The sequence below is a fragment of the Aeromonas sp. FDAARGOS 1403 genome, assembly GCF_019047325.1.
In the GTDB taxonomy this organism is placed as follows: domain Bacteria; phylum Pseudomonadota; class Gammaproteobacteria; order Enterobacterales; family Aeromonadaceae; genus Aeromonas; species Aeromonas dhakensis.
The window spans coordinates 4,040,809-4,060,676 of sequence record NZ_CP077249.1; the positions used below are offsets into that span (position 1 = coordinate 4,040,809).

The 19,868-nt window shown below is 62.5% G+C and carries 16 protein-coding genes; 11 read left to right on the plus strand and 5 right to left on the minus strand.

All coding sequences use genetic code 11. The features are described 5' to 3' along the window. Positions 1–70 precede the first annotated feature (70 nt). The 3 genes from I6L33_RS18535 to I6L33_RS18545 all read right to left on the minus strand — a co-directional run bounded on the left by I6L33_RS18535 (position 71) and on the right by I6L33_RS18545 (position 3,732). Complete coding sequence (locus tag I6L33_RS18535) at positions 71–1,261, minus strand: amino acid aminotransferase (protein WP_216973089.1); 1,191 nt, start codon at positions 1,259–1,261, stop codon at positions 71–73. Between the two features lie 174 nt (positions 1,262–1,435). Then, on the minus strand, positions 1,436–2,377 hold the full coding sequence (locus tag I6L33_RS18540) for a hypothetical protein (RefSeq protein ID WP_024942421.1): 942 nt from the start codon (positions 2,375–2,377) through the stop codon (positions 1,436–1,438). A 230-nt stretch (positions 2,378–2,607) separates the two neighbouring features. Beyond that, positions 2,608–3,732 carry a porin gene (locus I6L33_RS18545; RefSeq protein ID WP_017785743.1) on the minus strand — a complete coding sequence of 375 codons (1,125 nt, stop codon included), beginning with the start codon at positions 3,730–3,732 and terminating at the stop codon, positions 2,608–2,610. A 381-nt stretch (positions 3,733–4,113) separates the two neighbouring features. On the opposite strand from I6L33_RS18545, the gene dinG reads away from it, so the two are divergent. From dinG to I6L33_RS18560, 3 genes are all read left to right on the plus strand, one after another. After that, positions 4,114–6,186: an ATP-dependent DNA helicase DinG gene (dinG, locus tag I6L33_RS18550; protein WP_216973090.1), complete on the plus strand. Its 2,073-nt coding sequence runs from the start codon at positions 4,114–4,116 to the stop codon at positions 6,184–6,186. Positions 6,187–6,360: 174 nt separating this feature from the next. Continuing rightward, positions 6,361–7,020 (plus strand): DUF2057 domain-containing protein, encoded by a 660-nt coding sequence (locus I6L33_RS18555; RefSeq protein ID WP_010633503.1) that lies wholly within the window; start codon positions 6,361–6,363, stop codon positions 7,018–7,020. Positions 7,021–7,110: 90 nt separating this feature from the next. Further along, positions 7,111–8,007: a histone deacetylase gene (locus I6L33_RS18560; protein WP_216973091.1), complete on the plus strand. Its 897-nt coding sequence runs from the start codon at positions 7,111–7,113 to the stop codon at positions 8,005–8,007. A gap of 125 nt (positions 8,008–8,132) precedes the next feature. Here I6L33_RS18560 and I6L33_RS18565 read toward each other — a convergent pair whose 3' ends face one another. Together I6L33_RS18565 and ylqF are read right to left on the minus strand one after the other, a co-directional pair. Further along, the gene (locus tag I6L33_RS18565) at positions 8,133–9,281 is read right to left on the minus strand and encodes an MFS transporter (protein WP_216973092.1); all 1,149 of its coding nucleotides are present in this window, start codon (positions 9,279–9,281) and stop codon (positions 8,133–8,135) included. Between the two features lie 284 nt (positions 9,282–9,565). After that, a complete protein-coding gene (ylqF, locus tag I6L33_RS18570; RefSeq protein WP_010633500.1) occupies positions 9,566–10,516 on the minus strand; it encodes a ribosome biogenesis GTPase YlqF in 951 nt (316 codons plus the stop codon). A gap of 332 nt (positions 10,517–10,848) precedes the next feature. Between ylqF and I6L33_RS18575 the strand changes: the two genes are divergently transcribed. The 8 genes from I6L33_RS18575 (at position 10,849) to I6L33_RS18610 (ending at position 19,474) form a co-directional block, all read left to right on the plus strand. Beyond that, positions 10,849–12,240, plus strand: a complete 1,392-nt coding sequence (locus I6L33_RS18575) for an alkaline phosphatase (protein WP_216973093.1) — start codon at positions 10,849–10,851, stop codon at positions 12,238–12,240. An 11-nt stretch (positions 12,241–12,251) separates the two neighbouring features. Next, a complete protein-coding gene (locus tag I6L33_RS18580; RefSeq protein WP_216973094.1) occupies positions 12,252–13,646 on the plus strand; it encodes an alkaline phosphatase in 1,395 nt (464 codons plus the stop codon). Positions 13,647–13,696: 50 nt separating this feature from the next. Further along, entirely contained in the window at positions 13,697–14,380 is a 684-nt protein-coding gene (locus tag I6L33_RS18585; protein ID WP_216973095.1) for a hypothetical protein, read from the plus strand. Between the two features lie 80 nt (positions 14,381–14,460). Next, positions 14,461–15,195 (plus strand): ABC transporter substrate-binding protein, encoded by a 735-nt coding sequence (locus I6L33_RS18590; protein ID WP_181969355.1) that lies wholly within the window; start codon positions 14,461–14,463, stop codon positions 15,193–15,195. Positions 15,196–15,426: 231 nt separating this feature from the next. Continuing rightward, positions 15,427–15,822: a nucleoside diphosphate kinase regulator gene (gene rnk / locus I6L33_RS18595; protein ID WP_005302721.1), complete on the plus strand. Its 396-nt coding sequence runs from the start codon at positions 15,427–15,429 to the stop codon at positions 15,820–15,822. 188 nt (positions 15,823–16,010) lie between these two features. Then, positions 16,011–16,601: a transcriptional regulator UhpA gene (gene uhpA / locus I6L33_RS18600; RefSeq protein ID WP_005302722.1), complete on the plus strand. Its 591-nt coding sequence runs from the start codon at positions 16,011–16,013 to the stop codon at positions 16,599–16,601. Then, positions 16,598–18,118, plus strand: a complete 1,521-nt coding sequence (uhpB, locus tag I6L33_RS18605) for a signal transduction histidine-protein kinase/phosphatase UhpB (protein ID WP_216973096.1) — start codon at positions 16,598–16,600, stop codon at positions 18,116–18,118. Before uhpA ends, uhpB begins: the two co-directional genes overlap by 4 nt. 27 nt (positions 18,119–18,145) lie before the next feature. Further along, complete coding sequence (locus I6L33_RS18610; protein ID WP_043169673.1) at positions 18,146–19,474, plus strand: MFS transporter; 1,329 nt, start codon at positions 18,146–18,148, stop codon at positions 19,472–19,474. Positions 19,475–19,868 lie beyond the last annotated feature (394 nt).

Here is a 19,868-nt window from a genome sequence, read left to right on the forward strand (position 1 = left end):
AGCCGAAAAATAAAAAAGCCCGCCGGGGAGACCCGGCGGGCTTGTTACTGAGCGGATGGCGATGACTCGCTTACAACACCTTGGCGATGGCGTCGCACAGCGGATCTATGTTGGCACGGGTGATACCGGCCACGCTGATCCGGCCGGAGCCGACGATGTAGATGGCGAACTCGCTCTTGAGGCGCTCCACCTGATCCTTGGAAAGACCGGAGAAGGAAAACATGCCGTTCTGCTCGCGGATAAAGCTGAAGTCCTGGTTCACGCCGCGCGCGGCCAGTTTTTCCACCAGCAGCTCGCGCATCTCGCGAATGCGCACCCGCATGGCCGCCACCTCTTCCACCCACTCGGCATAGAGGGCCGGATCGCTCACCACGGCGGTGACGACGGCAGCGCCATGTGACGGCGGGTTGGAATAGTTGGCACGAATGACGGTCTTGACCTGGGTGAATGCCACATCAGCGATCGCCTTGGTCGCGCTGACCAGGGTGAAGGCACCGACCCGCTCGTTGTAAAGACCGAAGTTCTTGGAGAAGGAGCTCGCCACCAGCAGCTCGTCGTGGCACTCGGCGAAGATGCGCAGACCTTCGGCATCCTCTTGGATACCGCGGGCAAAGCCCTGATAGGCGAAGTCAAACAGCGGCAGCCAGCCGGCGGCGGCACTCTGCCTGGCCAGGGCACGCCACTGATCAGCGGTCGGATCGATACCGGTCGGGTTGTGGCAGCAGCCGTGCAGCAGCACCAGTTCGCCCGCCTGCGCCTCGGCCAGAGACGCCTGCATGGCGGCAAAGTCGAGCCCCTTGGTGGCGGCGTCGTAGTACTTGTACCACTTGACGGTCAGACCCGCGGCCTGGAACACGCTGACGTGGTTGGCCCAGGTGGGATCGGAGATCCAGATGGTCTTGGCGAGGTTGTTGCGTACCACGAACTCGGCGGCGATGCGCAGGGCACCAGTACCACCCGGCGCTTGCGCCGTCTTGGCGCGGCCGCTGTTGACCAGCGCGGAATTCTGTCCGAACAGCAGTTGCTGCACGATGCGGCCGTATTCGATATTGCCTTCGATACCGAGATAGTTCTTGGTCTTCTCGTCGGTCAAGAGCTTCTGTTCGGCTTTCTTGACGCAGTGAAGAATGGGGGTGGCGCCGGTCTCGTCCTTGTAGATCCCGACCCCCAGGTTGATCTTGTGGCTGCGAGAGTCGGCGCGGAAGGCTTCGGTCAGGCCCAGGATCGGATCCGCTGGGGCGGCAACAACCTTTTCAAACATGGTATTCCCTGTATTCCGTTGAGTTCGTTGGCTGGCAAAGCGTGTTGGCACACCGTCCGTGACACGCAAAACACGTGGCAAACAAAAGCGCCCACTGGCGAGCGCTTCGTCAACTCTTTATATCACCGTGCAGGATGGGGGAAAACCGCTTTTTCGGCCGGATCTGCGGCAATCTCAACCGATGGCATGCCACTGTGGCGCCAACGCGCACACCTCGGCAGACAAGCCACCATTGGACTCAACCAAACCGCTACAAACTGCTAACAATGACTTGGGGATCCGGCTCGGCTCCCAGGGGCGGGAGTCAGTCAGTGGCAGGGCATAGGCCGTCATGATGGGAGCCAGCACGGTGGGCAGCCACCAGCTGGCTGGACGACCCAAACGCTGGGCCAGAGTCAGCACCCGATCCACCCCGCTCGGGTCGAGGGAGGTGAGATGACTCCACTGCACCTGAGGCGGCAGCGCGGCGATCACTTGCTGCAGCGCCTGCTGCGCCGAGGCGGGAGCCCAGATCAGCAAGCTCCCTGCCGGCAGCACCAGCTCGGCAAAGGCACCGACGCTGTCGGTGGTGATCACCCGCAGCAGCTCCCCCTCCCCCCACAGGATCTTGCCGAGACTGGCCAGGGTACGCTCCGGCAACGCCACCTCGCCAAGCGCCTGCAACCAAGGGGACGCATCGAGCAGGGTGCCGCCGCTGAAAAACAGGCTGAACGGCTCGGGGGCACGCAGGCGCACCTGTTGATCCGAACAGAGCCGGATCCCCTTGTCTTCGAAGTCGATCTGCTCGTTGGGGGTAAAGCTCACCTCGCTCTTGCGATAGAGCGCGGCCAGCACCCGCTCGTTGACCTGTTCCGCCAGCTGCCAACCCTGCCCATGGAGCCACTCCTCCGGGGTTGGCGGCGCCGTGGCGATCTCGGCCAGTGTCAGTTCACGGGTCAGGTAGCGGCGGCCGGCGGGGGTGAGCTCATAGTGGTGATTGCCCAGCGCCAGCAGCAGCTGGTTGTCCTTGAGCAGGCCCAGCAGGGGTTGCCACTGGCGGGCGCGGACCACCGAGGTGGGGTTGTCCAGCAGCTGGCGGGCCAGCTCCCGCCACTGCGGGTGACTAAAGTCAATCAAGCGTCATCCTTCCCTGTCTGCCGAACATCCTGCAACGAGCTGAATAATCTAGCGATTCGCTGACCGGGAGCCAAGTACAGAAAAGAGACAACGTGAACTGGCGCAAGCCAAACAGGAGCAGGAGAGGATCATCAACAGAGGAGAAGAGAGGCAATCAGGTGGGAAGCAGATAAAACAAAACGGCCAAGCAAGCTTGGCCGTTCATCAACTAAATCAGCGCAGAGGCTAGATTAGAAGTTGTATTGCAGGGCAACGGTCCACTCGTCGTCCATCTTGTCGATACCCTGGATCTTGTACTCGGTGTAGGCTTTCAGCTTGGAAGTGAAAGCGTACTGTACGCCCAGCAGGGTTTCGTCAACGATGTCTTTGTACTCAGCACCAGCGGTGTTGGAAGCAGCTTTACCTTCAGTGAAGTTGTAGCCGGCCAGGAAGGTCCAGGCATCAACGTTGTAGGAAGCAGCCAGCTCGTAACCACGGCCCTTGTCCTTGTCACCACCGGTGGTGTGGTCATAGCTCAGGTCAGCTTGAGTGTAGACACCAGCGAAGTAGAATCCGTTGATGGCGTAGTGTGCGCCCAAGGCCCACTCTTTCTTGTCGCCAGAAGCGCTGGAAGTGGTGCTTTCCAGGTCGGAGTAAGAGTAACCAGCGTTCAGGCCCAGACCGAAGTCGAAGTCATAACCGGCAGCAGCGGCATAACCGTAGTTACGCTTTACATTCGGACCATAAACAGCAGTTTCTTTGATACCCTGACCTACGTCAGTAACCTTGACGGCCTTGTCGTCGTTGGTCTGATAGGACAGTTTGCCTTTGAAGCCACCGTAGGTGTTGGAGTAGATGATCTGACCTTCTTGACGACCGTCATAGAAGTTACCTACGTCACCCCACTCGTTGAAGATATCGGTCGGTTCCAGCACGTCGTAGAACGCGGTATCGGTCTGACCGAAGATGATCTTACCGTACTGGGTGCCGTCGAAACCAACGTAGATGTGGCGGGAATCGAACTTGTTGGCGGAGTTTTCAGCAGAAACTTGCCACTCGGTCTTGGCGATACCGGACCAGGTGTTGTTCAGGGCAATCTTGCCGGACCAACCCAGACGGGAAGAACCAACCAGCTCACCATCGACATCTTGGTAGCTAGCAGCAGTGCCGGGAACGAAAACTGATTGACCAGTTTTAGTATCGAATTTATAGGCGTCGTCAGTTGCACCAACAGCCTTGTTGTGGTCACCGTAGTAGTTAGCCTGAACACGGCCGTATACGTCAAAAGTGGTACCGTCTTTGTCGTAAACCACTGCAGCGTTAGCGGCGGATGCAAACAGAGCCGGGATAGCAATAGCCAGAATTGTCTTTTTCATAGTTTCCAATGCCTACTGTAATTAAACACTAAGTCGTTGTTATTCCCTGTGTTAGCGATGTACTTTGCATCACTATGGCGCCGAGACTAGCACCGGGTTTTCCAATCCGCAATGAAAAAACTTGGAACTTTTTACGAAAAGCATAGTCACAGCGGAAAAATTGTGACCTGAATCCCACATTGTTTGCACACCATGGGAAAACGTTTACAGCGATAACCGCTGGCAAAATTCGTCCGAATTGGTGATTTATCACACAATAACGACGACTCGCATTATAAATAGAAGAAGAGGTCGGATCTGTGCGTTGCCACACACCTCGACCCAGGTTGCCGGTTGCAGGTATCCTGTCTTCCTTCACCCTGTGCAACGGTCATTTTCTTCATGCTGTCTACCCGTCTCAAAACCACCATTCGCAATACCTATCGGCAAATAGCCGATGGTTTACCCGGTTTTGTGCCGCGCAAGGAGCAGAATTTTCTGGTGGCCGAGATAGCCAAGACGCTGACCGGGGAGTATGACAAACAGCGTCGCATCCTGGTGGCCGAAGCCGGCACCGGTATCGGCAAGTCCCTCTCCTATGCTCAGGGGGCCATCCCGGTGGCTCGCCTTACTCAAAAGAAGCTGGTGATCTCCACCGCCACCGTGGCACTGCAGGAGCAGCTGATCCACAAAGACCTCCCCTTCTATCACCGCCACAGCGAGCTGCCGTTTCGTTTCATGCTGGTCAAGGGGCGCCAGCGCTACTGCTGCGAACACCTGCTGGAGCAGGCCGCCAGTGGCAGCGAGATGGCCAACTTCGAGTTTGACTTCGGAGCCCTCAGCAAACACAAGCCGTCAGACGCCGACAAGGATTGCTATCAGGCGTTGTGGCAGGCCTACACGGAAGGCAAGTGGGACGGTGATCGGGACAACTGGCCCAAACCCATCAACGATAACTGCTGGGATCGTATCGCCGCCGACCGCCACACCTGCAACAAGGCGCTGACTCATCATCAGCACTGCCCCTTCCACCGCGCCCGCAACGACATGGATACGGCCGATGTGCTGGTGGTCAACCACGCCCTGCTGCTCTCCGACCTCACCATGGGTGGCGGCATCATACTGCCGCCACCGGACGAGTGTCTCTATGTGCTGGACGAGGCCCATCACCTGCCCACCATAGCCCGGGATCACGGCGCCGCCTCGGCCAGCGTCAAGGGTTCACGCCGCTGGCTGGAAAAACTGGCACAGGGGGCGGGCAAGCTGGCCAGAACCCTCAACAAGGAGAGCCTGCTCGATCCCCAGCTCAAGCTGCAGGACGCGCTGGCCTCCCTGCAGCCGGATCTGAAGGCGCTGGAGCAGTGGCTCGCCGCCAACGACCGCTTGTTCAATGAAGAAAAACAGTACCGCTTCGCCGATGGTGTCTTGCCCGACCCCCTGCCCATGCTGGCGGAGAACCTCAAGGAGGCGAGCAAGAAGGCACTGCGAGCGCTGGACAGGATGCAGGGCGCCATCGGCGAGGCGCTGAAGGATGGCGAGATCCGTCGCAAGGAGGCCGAGCCCCTGCTGGCGGAGAGCGGCTTCTATCTGCAGCGGCTGGAGGGTTTCTGCGCCCTGTGGGAGATGCTGGGGCGGCACGTGGCAGAAGGCAAGACGCCGCTGGCCCGCTGGATGGTCAAGAGCGATGACGGCGACATCTGGCTGCACGCCTCCCCCATCGAAGTGGGCTACCTGCTGGAGGAGTGGCTCTGGTCCAGATGTCTTGGCGCCGTGCTGGTATCGGCGACCCTGACCGCCCTCTCCTCCTTCAGCTATTTCCGCCACCAGGTGGGGCTCAAAGAGCACGATGGTACCCGCTATCTGCGCCTGCGCTCCCCCTTCGATTACCAGAAGGCCGAACTCTATCTGCCCAGGATGGAGCACGAGCCCAGTGCCCCCGCCTTCACCCAGGAGCTCGTCAGCATCCTGCCCCGTCTGCTGGCCGGCAAGGAGGCGAGCCTGGTGCTCTTCTCCTCCTACCGGCAGATGAACGAGGTGGCGGTGGGGCTGCGGGCCAAGGGGCTCTCCCTGCTGGTGCAAGGGGAAGCCTCCCGCAACGCCCTGCTCACCCTGCACAAACAAAAATGCGATGGCGGCCAGGCCAGCATACTGTTTGGCACCGGCAGCTTCTCGGAAGGGCTGGATCTGCCCGGTCACTACCTCACCAACCTGGTGATCACCAAGTTGCCGTTCGCGGTCCCCAACTCGCCGGTGGAAGAGGCTACCGCCGAGTGGGTCGAGAAACGGGGCGGTAATCCCTTCTTGCAGCTGACGGTGCCAGAGGCGTCGCGCAAGCTCATCCAGGCCTGTGGTCGCCTCATTCGCAAAGAGGCGGATAGAGGCCGGGTCACCATTCTCGATCGCCGTCTGCTGACCAAACGCTACGGCAAGGGGCTGCTCGATGCCCTGCCGCCATTTCGACGCCGGATTGAGTAGGGCCGAGGTTGACCAAGGTAGCCAACACCACTGGCCCGATGAGTTTGCATCGGGAAAGCACGAGCCCAGACGCGACAGGGGCGCCATAAACGCCTATTGCCGCCCTCTGGCAAACCTGCAAAAATGAGCCCCTGTTTTTCAGTGGGCACTCGCCTGACTGTTCAAGGAGATGAAATGAAACTGACTGTTCTGGTGCCAGCCCTGGCTGGTCTGTTGTGGGCAGGTAGTGCCCTGGCCGATGCCCAACTGGAAGTGAACAACCCCTATGTGGTGCAGCTGATCGATGGCCAATCCATCAATCCCAAACTGCTCGACAAGACGAGTACCTATCCTATCAAAGCCGGCAAGCACCAACTGGTCGTCGCCTTCGAAGGCAACTACTCCAGCCGCAGCGACACCAAGCTGGTCACCGCCGAGCCGCTGGTGATCAACTTCACCGCCGCCGACAACCAGAAACTGGTGCTGGACTACAAGAAGCCGCGCAACGAATCCGAAGCCAACCAGTTCGTCAAGGAACAGAAAGTCGCGCTCAAAGACAAGAGCAGCGGCCAGGTCGTCACCACCGAGCAGTTCGTGCTGCCGAAGGTAGAAGGCTTCCAGCTGACCCGTGACTATCAGCAGGAGCTGATCAACATGGGCAAGGCGTTCAACCAGCCCAAGACTGTCGCTGTCTCTACCGCTGCCGTCATGGCCGCCAACAGCGCCCCGGTTCAGGTCGCCCCGAGCAAGGCCCAGAGCAATCCGGAAGCCCTGACCCAGCTGCAAAACTGGTACAACAAGGCCGATGCGGAGACCCGCAAAGCCTTCCAGATCTGGGTGATCCAGCAGCAGTAATTGCATCTGTTCGTCCCGAATTATCGGGCATGACAAGGGGAGCCTGGCTCCCCTTTTTCATATCTACCCATTTGCCAAGGCCCAGCCTTCATGTCACTGTGCATCTTCCATCATCCCCTCTACTCCGCCCTGACCCTGCCAGCGCGCCATCGTTTTCCGCTGGCTAAATACCAGGCGCTGTTCGAACAGCTGGGAAACCTGGGTTATCCGCTGGCAGAGGCCGCGCCCGCCAGTCGCGCCCAGATAGAGAGAGTGCACGATGCGGCCTATGTGGAAGCGGCCCTCACCGGCACCCTGGATGCGGGCGCCATTCGCCAGCTGGGGTTTCCCTGGTCCCCCGTGCTGATTGAACGTACCCTGCGCTCGGTGGGGGCCACCCTTGCCGCCAGCCGCCACGCCCTCGTGCAAGGCTGCGGCCTGCAGATCTCCGGTGGCTATCACCACGCCCACCGGGACGTTGGCAGCGGCTTTTGCCTGTTCAACGATCTGGTGATCGCCGCACAGACCTGTCTGGACGAAGGGCGCTGCGAACAGGTACTGATCGTCGATCTCGATGTCCATCAGGGGGATGGCAGTGCCGCCCTGTGCCAGGATCGGCGCGACATCATCACCCTCTCCCTGCACGGGGAGCACAACTTTCCCCGCCACAAGCCCGCCTCCCACATGGATTTCCCCCTGCCAAGCGGCATGGAGGACGATGCCTACCTCACCACGCTGGCAGAGGCGCTCAATCTGGCGTTGCGGCTCTACGCCCCCGACCTCATCCTCTATCAGGCCGGGGTGGACGTGCATCATGCCGACGAACTTGGCTATCTCTCCTTGAGTAATGAGGGGGTGCGCCAGCGCGATGCCATGGTCTTTGACTGCGCACAACGGCACGGGCTGCCCATTGCCGCCGTACCGGGCGGCGGCTACCGCCGTGACTGGCAACAGCTGATCCCGCTGCATATGTCCTTGTTTGAAGAGGCGCACAGGCGCTACGGCTAGCCATTGATCTCTGCCTGGTCACCGTTGCAAACAACAAGGCGGCCCCTGGGCCGCCTCTGCTTTATATGCGTGCCATCCAGCCCCCTATCGAGAAGCGAGGATGGTGTCCTGCCACCGACCACAGTTCAGGCGTGGGCCACCGGTGTCGAGTGTTTCCCCATGGGGCGCAGCAACATCAGCAGGTAGAGCAAGGCCACACCGGCGATCATGATGAACAGCAGATTGTCCGAAAGGTGCTGCATCAGGAGTGCGGTATAGGCCGGGCCGAGCAGACTGCCGATGGTGTAGCTCAGCAGCAGCGCCTGGTTCATGGCCACCAGCTGATGGTGCTCGACCTTCTCGCAGGCCCACGCCATGGCCACCGGATAGAGGGTAAACCCGGCGGCGCCCAGGATGAACAACGCCGGCCCCATCGCCACGCCGCCGAGCATGGCCCCGCACCCCAGGATCACCACCAGCACCTGCACCCGCAGCACCGGCAGGCGACCGAACCTGTCCGCCAGCCGACCCACCGGCCACTGCCCCAGGATGCCGGCACTCACCATCACCGCCATCCAGTAACCAATGCCGGCATCGCTCACCCCCTGATGATTCAGGTAGAGCGGCATCAGGCCGTAGAGGGAGCCCAGCACGATGCCGGAGATGATGCAGCCATCGACCCCGAGCCGTGCCTGACGCAACCGCAACATGGACCAGATCCGGGTTGAGCCCTGCGCTTCGCTACGCTCACTGACGATGCGGGTGAACAACAGCGGCAGGATAGCCGCCAGGATCAGCCCACTCGCCCAGGGCAGTACCTCCATCAGGCCGGTCGGCAACTTGCTGACCAAGAGCTGGCCGAGCACTGTGCCCAGGTAGTAGACCATCATGTAGGCGGCCAGCAGGCGCCCCCGATTGTGCGCGTTGCCGCTGCACATCAGCGCACTCTCCACCACCACCCAGATCATGGCGCAGCCGATACCGGCGATAAATCGCCAGCCGAGCCAGCTCCAGAAATCAAGGGTAATGCCGAGCCCGACACAACCGGCGGCAAAGAGGGCGGAGGCCAGGTAATAGCTGCGGTTGAAGCCGCAACGCCTGATCAAGGTGCCCGCCAGCAGGGTGCCCAGCAGGTTGCCGCTGAAATAGGAGGAGCCGACCATGCCCACCTGCCAGGTCGGCAGCTGTTCATGGGCAAGCCAGAGCGGTACCAGGGTATTGAGCACCGCGATGGAGAGGGTCAGCAGCAACAGGCCACAGAGCAATAACAGCACTGGCCGGGTGTATATGGTCATGGGTAAAACCGTGAGGAGAGTCAAAAATGCGAGCGCATCATGCCACCGCCAATGCCATTGTCAATCGGCACTGAAAGCAGGATCGCAAGGTTTTATCGAATACTGCTGGTACGGTGCAGCATGGCACCGTTCGGCGCCTGGCTTATCCCCTTGATTCACGGACTCTTTGGCCATGATGACGGGCAGATGCCGGTTGCCTGTCGGCCTCTTCTCAATCCTGGGGGCCATAACGAGAAGAGGCGACCCCGGGCCGCCTCTTCTTTATATACCTGGCACAAGGCCGGTCAGCGCTGACGCTTCTTGGCGTACTTGCGGCGGGCCCGCGCCTGGCGCTCCTCTTCCCGCTCCGCCTTCTCCTTGGCCTTCTGTTCGGCCTCGGCATCGGCCTCCACGATTTCGCTGCTCACCATCTGCGGAGTCTCCAGCGAGATGCGGCCCAGCAGGCCAGAGCGGAACTCGTTGACCAGGATCTCGGACGCCTTGTGCAGATCCGACAGCCCCCCCTTGCGCATGAAGCCGCGCTGACGGGCAATGAGATCCAGCAGTTCGATCTCGGTCTCGGGCAGCGCGTCAATCTGATAGCGCGCCTGGATCCGCTCCGGATAGGCCTTGAGGAAGTAGTCCGCGGCGAACATGGCGATGTCCGCATAGTCATAGACGGTGTCCTTGATGGCGGCCGTGATGGCTAGCCGATAACCGCAGGAGGGCGGGTTGAGTTTGGGCCACAAGAAGCCCGGGGTGTCGGTCAGGATGACGTTGTTGTCGAGCTTGATCCGCTGCTGGGACTTGGTCACCCCCGCCTCGTTGCCGGTGCGGGCGATGATGCGCCCCGCCAGGGTGTTGATCAGGGTGGATTTTCCCACGTTGGGAATGCCCATGATCATGGCGCGCACGCCGCGCAGCTCCAGATTGCGCTCCGGCAGCATCTCGTGGCAGAGGGTCAGCAGCTGCTTGATCTTCTCCGGCTCCTGCTGGGTCAGGGGCAGCGCCTTGATCCCCTTTTCCTGTTCCATGTGGGCCACCCACAGCGCGGTGATCTCGGGGTCGGCGAGATCCGCCTTGTTGAGCACCTTGATCACCGGAGTATCGCCGCGCAGCTCGGGCACCAGCGGGTTTTCGCTGGAGAAGGGAATGCGGGCGTCGAGCATCTCTATGATGACATCGACCTGGGGCATGACCTCGGCAATCTCTTTGCGGGCCTTGTGCATGTGGCCGGGGAACCAGTTGATGGACATATCCGTTACTCTCATCTAGGGACTGCGGGCGCGGGCTTGCGGTGGCGCGAGCGGCGGGCGATGGCGGACGCAGGGCGTCGCAAGGGGGCGCATTTTACCTGCACCCGCCCCGATTTGACAGGCCATTCTAGCCGCCAGCCGGCAAACCGGCCAGATTTTCGCCCACCCCCTCCCCTCGTCAGCCGATGTGACCGGCCCCGGCTACTGATAGATAAGTGATTGATACAACATAACATTCACGCAACACCTTCATCGGATTGTCATCCAGTTTCACTAAAAGTGTCATCTGCGACCTCTAGGCTGCGCTCAGGTTTTACAAGGAGCGAACCCCAATGAGAAAGATGGCAGGACTTGCATTGATGATCGGCGCCGCCCTGGCCGCCGGCTGCAACTCCAACAACGACAGCAGTGCGCCCGCCCCCGGCGCCAAGAACGTGATCTTCTTCCTCGGCGACGGCATGGGTCTCAACACCCTGACCGCCGCCCGCATCTACGGCGTCGGTGAAGAGGGCAGCCTCACCATCGATACCCTGCCGGAGACGGCCTTCATCAAGACCTTCTCCCACGACGCCCAGGTGACCGACTCGGCCCCCTCCATGTCCGCCTACATGACCGGGGTCAAGAGCAACAACGGTGTCATCAGCATGGACGGCGATGCCACCCAGGAGAACGACTGCAGCAAGAGCGCCGGCAAGCCGGTCACCACCTTGCTGGAGCTGGCCAAGGCCGCCGGTCGCGGCACCGGCGTGGTCACCACAACCCGGGTGACCCACGCCACCCCGGCCGCCACCTATGCCCACCTCTGCAACCGGGATCTGGAAGCGGACATCGCCGCCCAGCTGGTACCCGGCGGCTCTGGTTACAACAGCGCCCTCAAAGAGGGAGTGGACGTGGTACTCGGCGGTGGCAGCAGCTTCTTCCTGCCCAAGGCCGACAAGGGCAAGCGCGAGGATGGCCGCAACCTCATCGACGAGATGAAGGCCAAGGGCTATCAGTTTGCCGCAACCCTGGACGAGCTGAACCAGGCCGATGCGAGCAAGCCGCTGCTGGGGCTGTTTGGCTCAAGCCACATGAAATATGACCTGGACCGACCCGCCAGCGAGCCCTCCCTGACCCAGATGACCCTGGCCGCCATCAAGCAGCTCAAGGACAAGAAACAGGGCTACTTCCTGATGGTGGAAGGGGGGCGCATCGACCATGCCCTGCACGACACCAACGCCAAGCGTGCCCTGCAGGACACCCTCGCCTTCGACAACGCCATCAAGGCGACCATCGACGAGGTGAAGAAAACCGATCCCGAGCTGAAAAACACCCTGATCGTGGTCACCGCTGACCATGACCACACGCTGGTGCTCAACGGCTACGCCAAGCGGACCGGCAAGACCACCGTCGACAACCCAGGCGTACTCGGGCTGGTGAAGAACTACGAAACCGGCGAACCGAGCAAGGATGCCGACGGCATGCCCTACACCATCATCGGCTTTGGCAACGGCTACAACCGGGTGGATGGTCCGCGCAGCAGCGTGGCACCGCTGGACGACGCCACCGTCTCTGCCAACGACTATCACCAGGAGGTGGTGGTCAAAGTAGGCGAGATAGGCAACGAGACCCACGGCGGCACCGACGTCTTCCTCGGCGCCATCGGCCAGGGAGCGGAGAGCTTCCACGGCTCACTCGACAACACCGCCGTGTTCGGCAAGGTCAAGGCTGCGGCCGGGCTGTAAGGAGCATTCCCATGAAAAGCGCCATGAAACAAAAACTGCATAAAACCCTCATCAGCACGGCCCTGCTGGCCGCCCTCGGCGGCGCGGCCCAAGCACAGGCCAGCGACGCCAAGAACGTCATCCTGTTTATCGGTGACGGCATGGGCCCCACCGTGCTCACCGCCACCCGCCTCTACAAGGTGGGGGAAGAGGGCAATCTGGAGATAATGAAGCTGGCCCGCAGCGCCCGCATCAAGACCTTCTCCAACGATGCCCAGACCACCGATTCGGCCCCCTCCATGGCGGCCTACACAACCGGGGTCAAAATGAACAACGAGGTGATCGCCATGAGCAGCGACACCAAGGCCGTCGCGCCCGGCAAGGACCTCAACGGCAACAAGGGCATCAACAACTGCACCAGCGACAACGGCAAGCCGGTGCCCACCATTCTCGAGCTGGCCAAGGCGGCCGGCAAGTCGGTGGGAGCCGTCACCACCACCGAGCTGACCCATGCCACCCCGGCCGCCACCTACTCCCACATCTGCCACCGGGATGCCTCCTACGCCATCGCCGAGCAGGCGGTACCGGGCGGCGCCGGCTTCAACACCGCGCTGGGGGATGGAGTCGATGTGCTGATGGGGGGCGGCGCCAACCACTGGACGCCCTACAACAGCACCAGTAACAAGGGGGGCCGTGCCGACGGACGAGATCTCACCGCCGAGCTGACTGCCCAGGGCTACCGCTACGTCACCACCAAAGAGGAGCTCTCTGGCGTCAACTCGGGCAAGGTGCTTGGGCTGTTCAGCGCCAAGTCCCACCTCGACTACGAGCTGGACCGGGTCGCCAAGGGGGCGGCAAGTACCCAGCCCTCCCTCTCTGAGATGACCGCCAAGGCGATCGATCTGCTCAGCCAGAACAGTCAGGGTTACTTCCTGATGGTGGAAGGGGGTCGCATCGATCACGCCCTGCACGGCACCAATGCCAAGCGATCGCTCACCGACGCGGTGGCGCTCGACGAGGCGGTCAAGACGGCGCTCGGCAAGGTGGATCTGAAAGATACCCTGATCGTGGTCACCGCCGACCATGACCACACCATGACCATCAACGGCTACTCCGCCAAGGGCAACAAGGTGCTGGATCTGGTGAAAAACGGCGACGGCTCGACCCAGAACGACGTGGATGGCAAACCCTTCACCACGCTAGTGTTCGGCAACGGCCCCAACCGCGCCGACGTGCGCCCCACCCTCACCAGCGATCAGGTGATGGCGGACGACTACCTGCAAGAGACCGGGGTCAAGCTGGGCTCCGAAACCCACGGCGGCGGCGATGTGATGCTGTTTGCCGACGGCGCCGGCAGCAGCCGCTTCAAGGGCACCCTCGACAACACCAAGGTGTTCGGCAAGCTCAAGGAGGCGCTCGGTCTGTAAACGGCAGGGCCCGGCCAGGTGCCGGGCCCTGCTCGCTCGAGCGAGACGGCATGATGCGATATTTATTACCCTTGTGGCTGCTCACCAGCAGCCTCTCTTTTTCCCTCCTTGCCGAGGAAGTCCCCGATCTGGCCGCCCGCATCCGCTATCAGGACAGGGTGACCAGCAGCGACGGCATCAGCAAGGAGAGCCAGTGGCAAGAGAAGTGGCTGCGGGTTGGCAATCAGGTGTGGAGCCAGCGGCTCATCCCGCTGCAGCTTGCCCGCGCCTACCACGCCGCCCACGATGCCCCCCCGGGCCACAAGCACTTTACCCACCAGATGGCGGCGCGCTGGGTGACCCACAACCAGCAGGATGAGCTGCAGCTGCGCTACGCCGACAACTGGCACAACCAGCTGGTGGAGGTACCGGAGGAGGAGTATGGCCAGGTGGCCTTCAAGCCCGACTGGCCCAGGATCCGCCACCTCATCAACCCGGCCCTGCTGCAGGAGATGACCCCCCTCGATGAGGCTGCCCCCGAGCAGGCCCGCTGGTATGAGAAGCGCGAGGGCAAGCAGCGCACCCGCATCCTCTGGTCGAGCCGCTGGCAGCTGCCGCTGGTGGTGGAATCGGCGAGCCTCGACGGCTATCGTAGCTACCGGATGGAGGTGACCCTCAAAACCCTGCCCAAAACCCTGCCCTGGCAGCAGCTGGAGGGCTACCAGACTCTGGATCTGCGAGATTTCTTCGACTGACGGGACGCCCCGAACAGGGTGGGCTGACTTGTGCCGACGGGGTGGTACACTCTGGGTACTCATCCCGGATCAGGTCTGCCATGCGAATTTCCGCTCTCCTCTTGCTGTTTTGCTCCCTGCTTTTTTCCGCCCTGCCGGCCCGGGCCGTGGTGGTCATCGCCGCCGAGATCCCCCCTTATGTGATCCGCTCCAATCAGGGCGCCCCGAGCGGCATGGTCATCGAGGTGCTGGAAGAGGCCGCCCGCCGGCTCAAGGAGCCGCTGACCATCGAGCTGATGCCGCTGGCCCGCGCCCTCAGCCAGGCCCGCTATCGCCGGAATGTCTTGCTGGTGCCGCCGGTGCGCAGCCCCCAGCGCGACCCTCAGTTTCTCTGGATTGTCCCCCTGATGGACGAGGCCTTCGTGCTGGTCAGCCATCGCCAATACCACCCGACCCCTCTCACCATCAATGCCCTGCCCGGCCTCACCGTCGGCGTGATGCGCGGCTCCTTTGGCCAGAGTCTGCTGCGACCCTATCCGCAGGTGAAACAGGCGCTGGTGGCCGAGGAGATCCACAACGCCGACAAGCTGGCACTGGGCCGCATCCAGGGCTGGGCGGTGGCCTGGAACAGCGCCCGCTACAACCAGCAACAAGCCGGCCTGCCGCTGGCGGATCTGGTGCGCGGCGAAACCCTGCAACACTCTCCCCTGTACCTGGCTGCCAGCCCCCATTTTCCAACCGCCGAGGCGACCCGCTGGTACCAGACCATCACCGCCATGCGCGACGACGGCAGCCTGGCGCGCATCATCAAGCAGTACGATTACCAGGCGCCCTGACAAGCTTGTCAGGAGAATTGCCAAAGCAGTTCAGAATGGTTATGGTATCCCCATGAAAGCGCTCATGATTTTGTCAAGTCTGCTCACACCCCGTTGAGCCCCCGCCCTCGCCCCTGACAGCGAGTCGTTGGGGGCATCGCATTCCCGATCTGTTTTTTCGTATCGCACACTCTTTTTTCGGCCAGCTTGCCCGTCATCCTGGCCATCAGACCCATTGATAAGGAATATCTTATGAAACAGCCACATCTCGTGATTTCCAGCCTGGATCTCGATCGCATCGAGCAGTTGCTCGGCAACCATCCCCAGCACCTGGCCCTGCAGGAGGAGCTGGACCGCGCCGAGATCCGCGAACCGGCCGACATGCCGCCGGACGTGGTGACCATGAACAGCACGGTGCGCTTCAAGATGCAGAGCAGCGGCAACGAATTCTGCCTGACCCTGGTCTACCCGCGGGACGTACAGGGAGACGAGTCGAAGATCTCCGTGCTGGCCCCGGTCGGCAGCGCCCTGCTCGGCCTGAAAGTAGGCGACAGCATTGCCTGGCCGGGCCCGGCCGGTCGCACCATCCAGGTGGAGATCCTGGAGGTGGTCTACCAGCCGGAGCGTGCCGGCGAGCTGCACCGCTAGCCACCCCGGGCACGCGCCGGCCTGCATGACGGCGCCTGGCGTGCCCCTGCAGCTGATCCCGATCAAGCTTTGCCGCAGAAGTAGCGCCGATCCTGCCCTCCAGCCCCGCTTTCACTTGAGCCGGGGCGAGGGGGCAGGTATCTTGTTGGCCGCGCCAGCACCCTGGCCGCAGATTTCAGGCTGACATCATGATTAAGATTGCCCTCATCGACGATCACCAGATCGTCCGCTCCGGTTTTGCCCAACTGCTCAATCTCGAACCCGACCTGCGGGTGGTGGCCGAATTCGGCTCCGCCGCCGAGGCGCTGGCGGGTCTGCCCGGCAGCGGGGTACAGCTGTGCGTGTGCGACATCTCCATGCCGGATCAATCCGGGCTGGATCTGCTCAAGCGCCTCCCCTCGGGGCTGGCCGTGGTGATGCTGTCGGTGCACGACAGCCCGGCCCTCATCGAGCAGGCCCTGCAGGCCGGCGCCAAGGGGTTCCTCTCCAAGCGCTGCAGCCCGGACGAGCTGATCGCCGCGGTGCGCACCGCCGCCCACGGCGGCTGCTACCTCACCCCTGACATCGCCCAAAAGCTCGCCTGCAACAGCCAGGATCCCCTCACCAATCGGGAGCGGGAAGTGGCCCAGCTGCTGGCGCGGGGACTGGAGGTGAAGGCCATCGCCGAGCAGCTCGGCCTCTCCCCCAAGACGGTGCACGTGCACCGCGCCAACCTGATGGACAAGCTCAAGGTCAGCAACAACGTGGAACTGGCCCACCGCATGCTGGACAGCTGGTGATCGCTCGTCTGGCCAGCTATGTCGCCATCTCGCTGGCGGCCTGCTTCATCTTTGCCGCCGGCTGGTTTTGCCTCTGGAGCATTGGCCTGCACCTGGCGGGCTCCCCCATGCTGGCGGCCCTGCTGTTCCCCTTCGGCCTGCGGCTGGGGCTGCTCTTGCAAAGCCCGCTCGCCTACTGGCCGCCGCTGCTGCTGTGCGAATCCCTGCTGCTCTACTGGCTCAACCAGGAGGTGGGGCTGCCGCTGTGGCCGCTCATTCAGGCGGGCAGCCTGCTCACCCTGCTGCCGCTGCTCATCGCCCGCCGCCAGCCGGTGCGCAACGACTGGCAGCAGCTGCTGGTGCTGCTGGCCACCGTCACGGTGGCGGCCGGGCTGCAATCCCTGCTCTGGCACCTGGCCGGCGAGGATGGCCTCACTGCCCTGCTGCTCACCCTCACCGGCGGGCTGACCCTCACCTCCACCTGCATGCTGATCTGGCACTACCTCACCCGCGCCACCTGGGTGCCGCTCGGCCCTGCGCTGGTGGATCAACCGGTGGACTGGCGCTTTCGCCACCTGGTCTGGTATCTGCTGCTGTTCGTGCTGAGCCTCTGGCTGCAGCTCGGCCTGCCGGACTCGCTGGTGCGCTTCACCCCGTTTTGCCTGGCCATTCCCATCATCGCCATGGCCTGGCGCTACGGCTGGCAGGGGGCCCTGCTCGCCACCCTGATGAACACGGTGGCGCTGATGGCCGGCCAGGCCTGGCACGATCATCCGCTCGATCTGCTGCTCTCCCTGCTGGCCCAGAGCCTCACCGGCCTGCTGCTCGGCGCCGGCATCCAGCGCCAGCGCGAACTCAACCAGGCGCTGACCCGCCAGCTCGCCCACAACCGCCAGCTCACCGAGCGGCTGCTGGAGACCGAAGAGAGCATCCGCAAGGAGGTGGCGCGCGAGCTGCACGACGACATCGGCCAGACCATCACCGCCATCCGCACCCAAGCCGGCATAGCGCGCCGCCTCGCCCCTGACAACGCCGGGGTGGGCCAGAGCAGCGCCCTCATCGAAACCCTGTCGCTTGGCATCTACGACGCGGTGCGCGGCCTGCTCGGCCGGCTGCGCCCCCGCCAGCTCGACGACATGAGCCTGGAGCAGGCGGTGCGCGCCCTGCTGCGCGAGCTTGAGCTGGAGCGCCGTGGCATCGTTACCCGTCTCGAGTGGCAGCTGGCGGACGCCGGGCTCTCCGATGCCCAGCGGGTCACCCTGTTTCGGGTCTGTCAGGAGGGGCTCAACAACGTGGTCAAACACGCCAACGCCAGCTCGATCACCATCCGGGCCCAGCGTCAGGGGGAGCGTTTGACCCTTCAGCTGGAAGACGATGGCTGCGGCCTGCCCGAACACCGCACGCCCCAGGGCTACGGCCTGCTCGGCATTCGCGAGCGGGTGCAGGCACTGGGGGGCTCGCTGCAACTCTCCTGCGTACACGGCACCCAGCTGACCGTGACCCTGCCCGATCGCAAGCGAGAGGAGAGCCATGAGTAAGTTAGCCCCCAAGCCGGGAGACCTGTCATGCTGAGCTTTATGCGCAGTGCGCCGCCCCAGCCCCTCATCCGCGATCAGGCCGAGATCGACGCCTGTTATCGCCACTGGCGGCTGCACATACTGCTGACCATGTACCTGGGCTACGCGGTCTTCTACTTCACCCGCAAGAGCTTCAACTTCGCCATGCCGGACATGCTGGCCAGCGGCATGCTGGCCAAGGCCGACATCGGCATGCTGTGGACCCTGTTCTACATCACCTACGGCTGCTCCAAGTTCTTCTCCGGCATCATCAGCGACCGCGCCAACCCGCGCTACTTCATGGGCCTCGGGCTGATGGCGACCGGGGTCATCAATATCCTGTTCGGGCTCTCGTCGTCGCTGTGGCTGTTCGCCGCACTTTGGGTTGCCAACGCCTTCTTCCAGGGCTGGGGCTGGCCCCCCTGCTCCAAGCTGCTCACCAGCTGGTATTCGCGCAGCGAACGCGGCTTCTGGTGGTCGGCCTGGAACACGGCCCACAACGTGGGCGGGGCGCTCATCCCCCTCATCGTCAGCACCCTCGCCCTGCAGCACGGCTGGCGCTACGGCATGATAGTGCCCGGCCTTATCGCCATCCTTGCCGGGCTGTTTCTCTGCTGGCGGCTGCGGGATACCCCGAGCGCCATGGGGTTGCCCACGGTGGGCGAGTGGCGCAGCGATGCGCTGGAGCTGGCCCAGCAGACTCAGGATGCGGGGCTCTCCCATCGCCAGATCCTGCGCAAATACGTGCTCGGCAACCCCTATATCTGGCTGCTGGCCTGCTGCTACGTGCTGGTCTACGTGGTGCGCACCGCCATCAACGACTGGGGCAACCTCTACATGACCGAGCAGCGCGGCTTCAATCTGATGAGTGCCAACTCGGCCATCTCCATGTTCGAGGTGGGGGGCTTTATCGGTGCCCTGGTGGCGGGCTGGGGATCGGACAAGCTGTTCAACGGCAACCGTGGGCCCATGAACCTCATCTTCGCGGTGGGGATATTGCTCTCGGTGGGGTCGCTGTGGCTGATGCCCTTCTTCAGTTACGTGATGCAGGCGGCCTGTTTCTTCACCATCGGCTTCTTCGTGTTCGGCCCCCAGATGCTGATTGGCATGGCGGCGGCGGAGTGCTCCCACAAGAACTCGGCGGGGGCCGCCACCGGCTTCGTCGGCCTGTTCGCCTACATGGGGGCGGCGCTGTCGGGCTATCCGCTGGCCAAGGTGATGGAGATCTGGCACTGGCAGGGCTTCTTCGTGGTGATCTCGGTGGCGGCCGGCGTCTCCGCCCTGTTGCTGCTCCCCTTCCTCAAGGCGCAGGCCCCCCGCCCTCGCGAGGCGGCCTGACTCACCCCGGCCGGCAGGCCTCTTGCCCCCCCCCCTTGATTTGCTCGCGGGTGCCGTCGGTCTGCGCCTGCCACCCACACCTCGCCCCTCCCCTTTACCACTCATATGAAGCTGATTGTGGGCGCACGCCAGCCGGCTGAGCAGCAATTGACACTGCTGACGGCGGGTCCCCTTGTAACAAAATGTGCTGGATACATTTTGGGCTTGAACCCGCCCCATTAGATAGATATGTTGTTTTCGTGTGATTTTATGAGTGTCGCCACGGGAAAAATGCGCCACTAACCTATTGAGTCATCTGGCACAATCGGCATTTGGTACATTTTTCACTCAGATGGTGGCGAATAGAATCCCATATGGGGCTTTCGCCTCAATCAAGACAATAATCCTGTCTTGC

Excerpts from the sequence above, each read along its gene's own strand:
- I6L33_RS18535 (WP_216973089.1), bottom strand. The coding sequence starts at position 1,261 with ATGTTTGAAAAGGTTGTTGCCGCCCCAGCGGATCCGATCCTGGGCCTG.
- I6L33_RS18545 (WP_017785743.1), bottom strand. The coding sequence starts at position 3,732 with ATGAAAAAGACAATTCTGGCTATTGCTATCCCGGCTCTGTTTGCATCC.
- dinG (WP_216973090.1), top strand. The coding sequence starts at position 4,114 with ATGCTGTCTACCCGTCTCAAAACCACCATTCGCAATACCTATCGGCAA.
- I6L33_RS18555 (WP_010633503.1), top strand. The coding sequence starts at position 6,361 with ATGAAACTGACTGTTCTGGTGCCAGCCCTGGCTGGTCTGTTGTGGGCA.
- I6L33_RS18560 (WP_216973091.1), top strand. The coding sequence starts at position 7,111 with ATGTCACTGTGCATCTTCCATCATCCCCTCTACTCCGCCCTGACCCTG.
- I6L33_RS18565 (WP_216973092.1), bottom strand. The coding sequence starts at position 9,281 with ATGACCATATACACCCGGCCAGTGCTGTTATTGCTCTGTGGCCTGTTG.
- ylqF (WP_010633500.1), bottom strand. The coding sequence starts at position 10,516 with ATGTCCATCAACTGGTTCCCCGGCCACATGCACAAGGCCCGCAAAGAG.
- I6L33_RS18575 (WP_216973093.1), top strand. The coding sequence starts at position 10,849 with ATGAGAAAGATGGCAGGACTTGCATTGATGATCGGCGCCGCCCTGGCC.
- I6L33_RS18580 (WP_216973094.1), top strand. The coding sequence starts at position 12,252 with ATGAAAAGCGCCATGAAACAAAAACTGCATAAAACCCTCATCAGCACG.
- I6L33_RS18585 (WP_216973095.1), top strand. The coding sequence starts at position 13,697 with ATGATGCGATATTTATTACCCTTGTGGCTGCTCACCAGCAGCCTCTCT.
- I6L33_RS18590 (WP_181969355.1), top strand. The coding sequence starts at position 14,461 with ATGCGAATTTCCGCTCTCCTCTTGCTGTTTTGCTCCCTGCTTTTTTCC.
- rnk (WP_005302721.1), top strand. The coding sequence starts at position 15,427 with ATGAAACAGCCACATCTCGTGATTTCCAGCCTGGATCTCGATCGCATC.
- uhpA (WP_005302722.1), top strand. The coding sequence starts at position 16,011 with ATGATTAAGATTGCCCTCATCGACGATCACCAGATCGTCCGCTCCGGT.
- I6L33_RS18610 (WP_043169673.1), top strand. The coding sequence starts at position 18,146 with ATGCTGAGCTTTATGCGCAGTGCGCCGCCCCAGCCCCTCATCCGCGAT.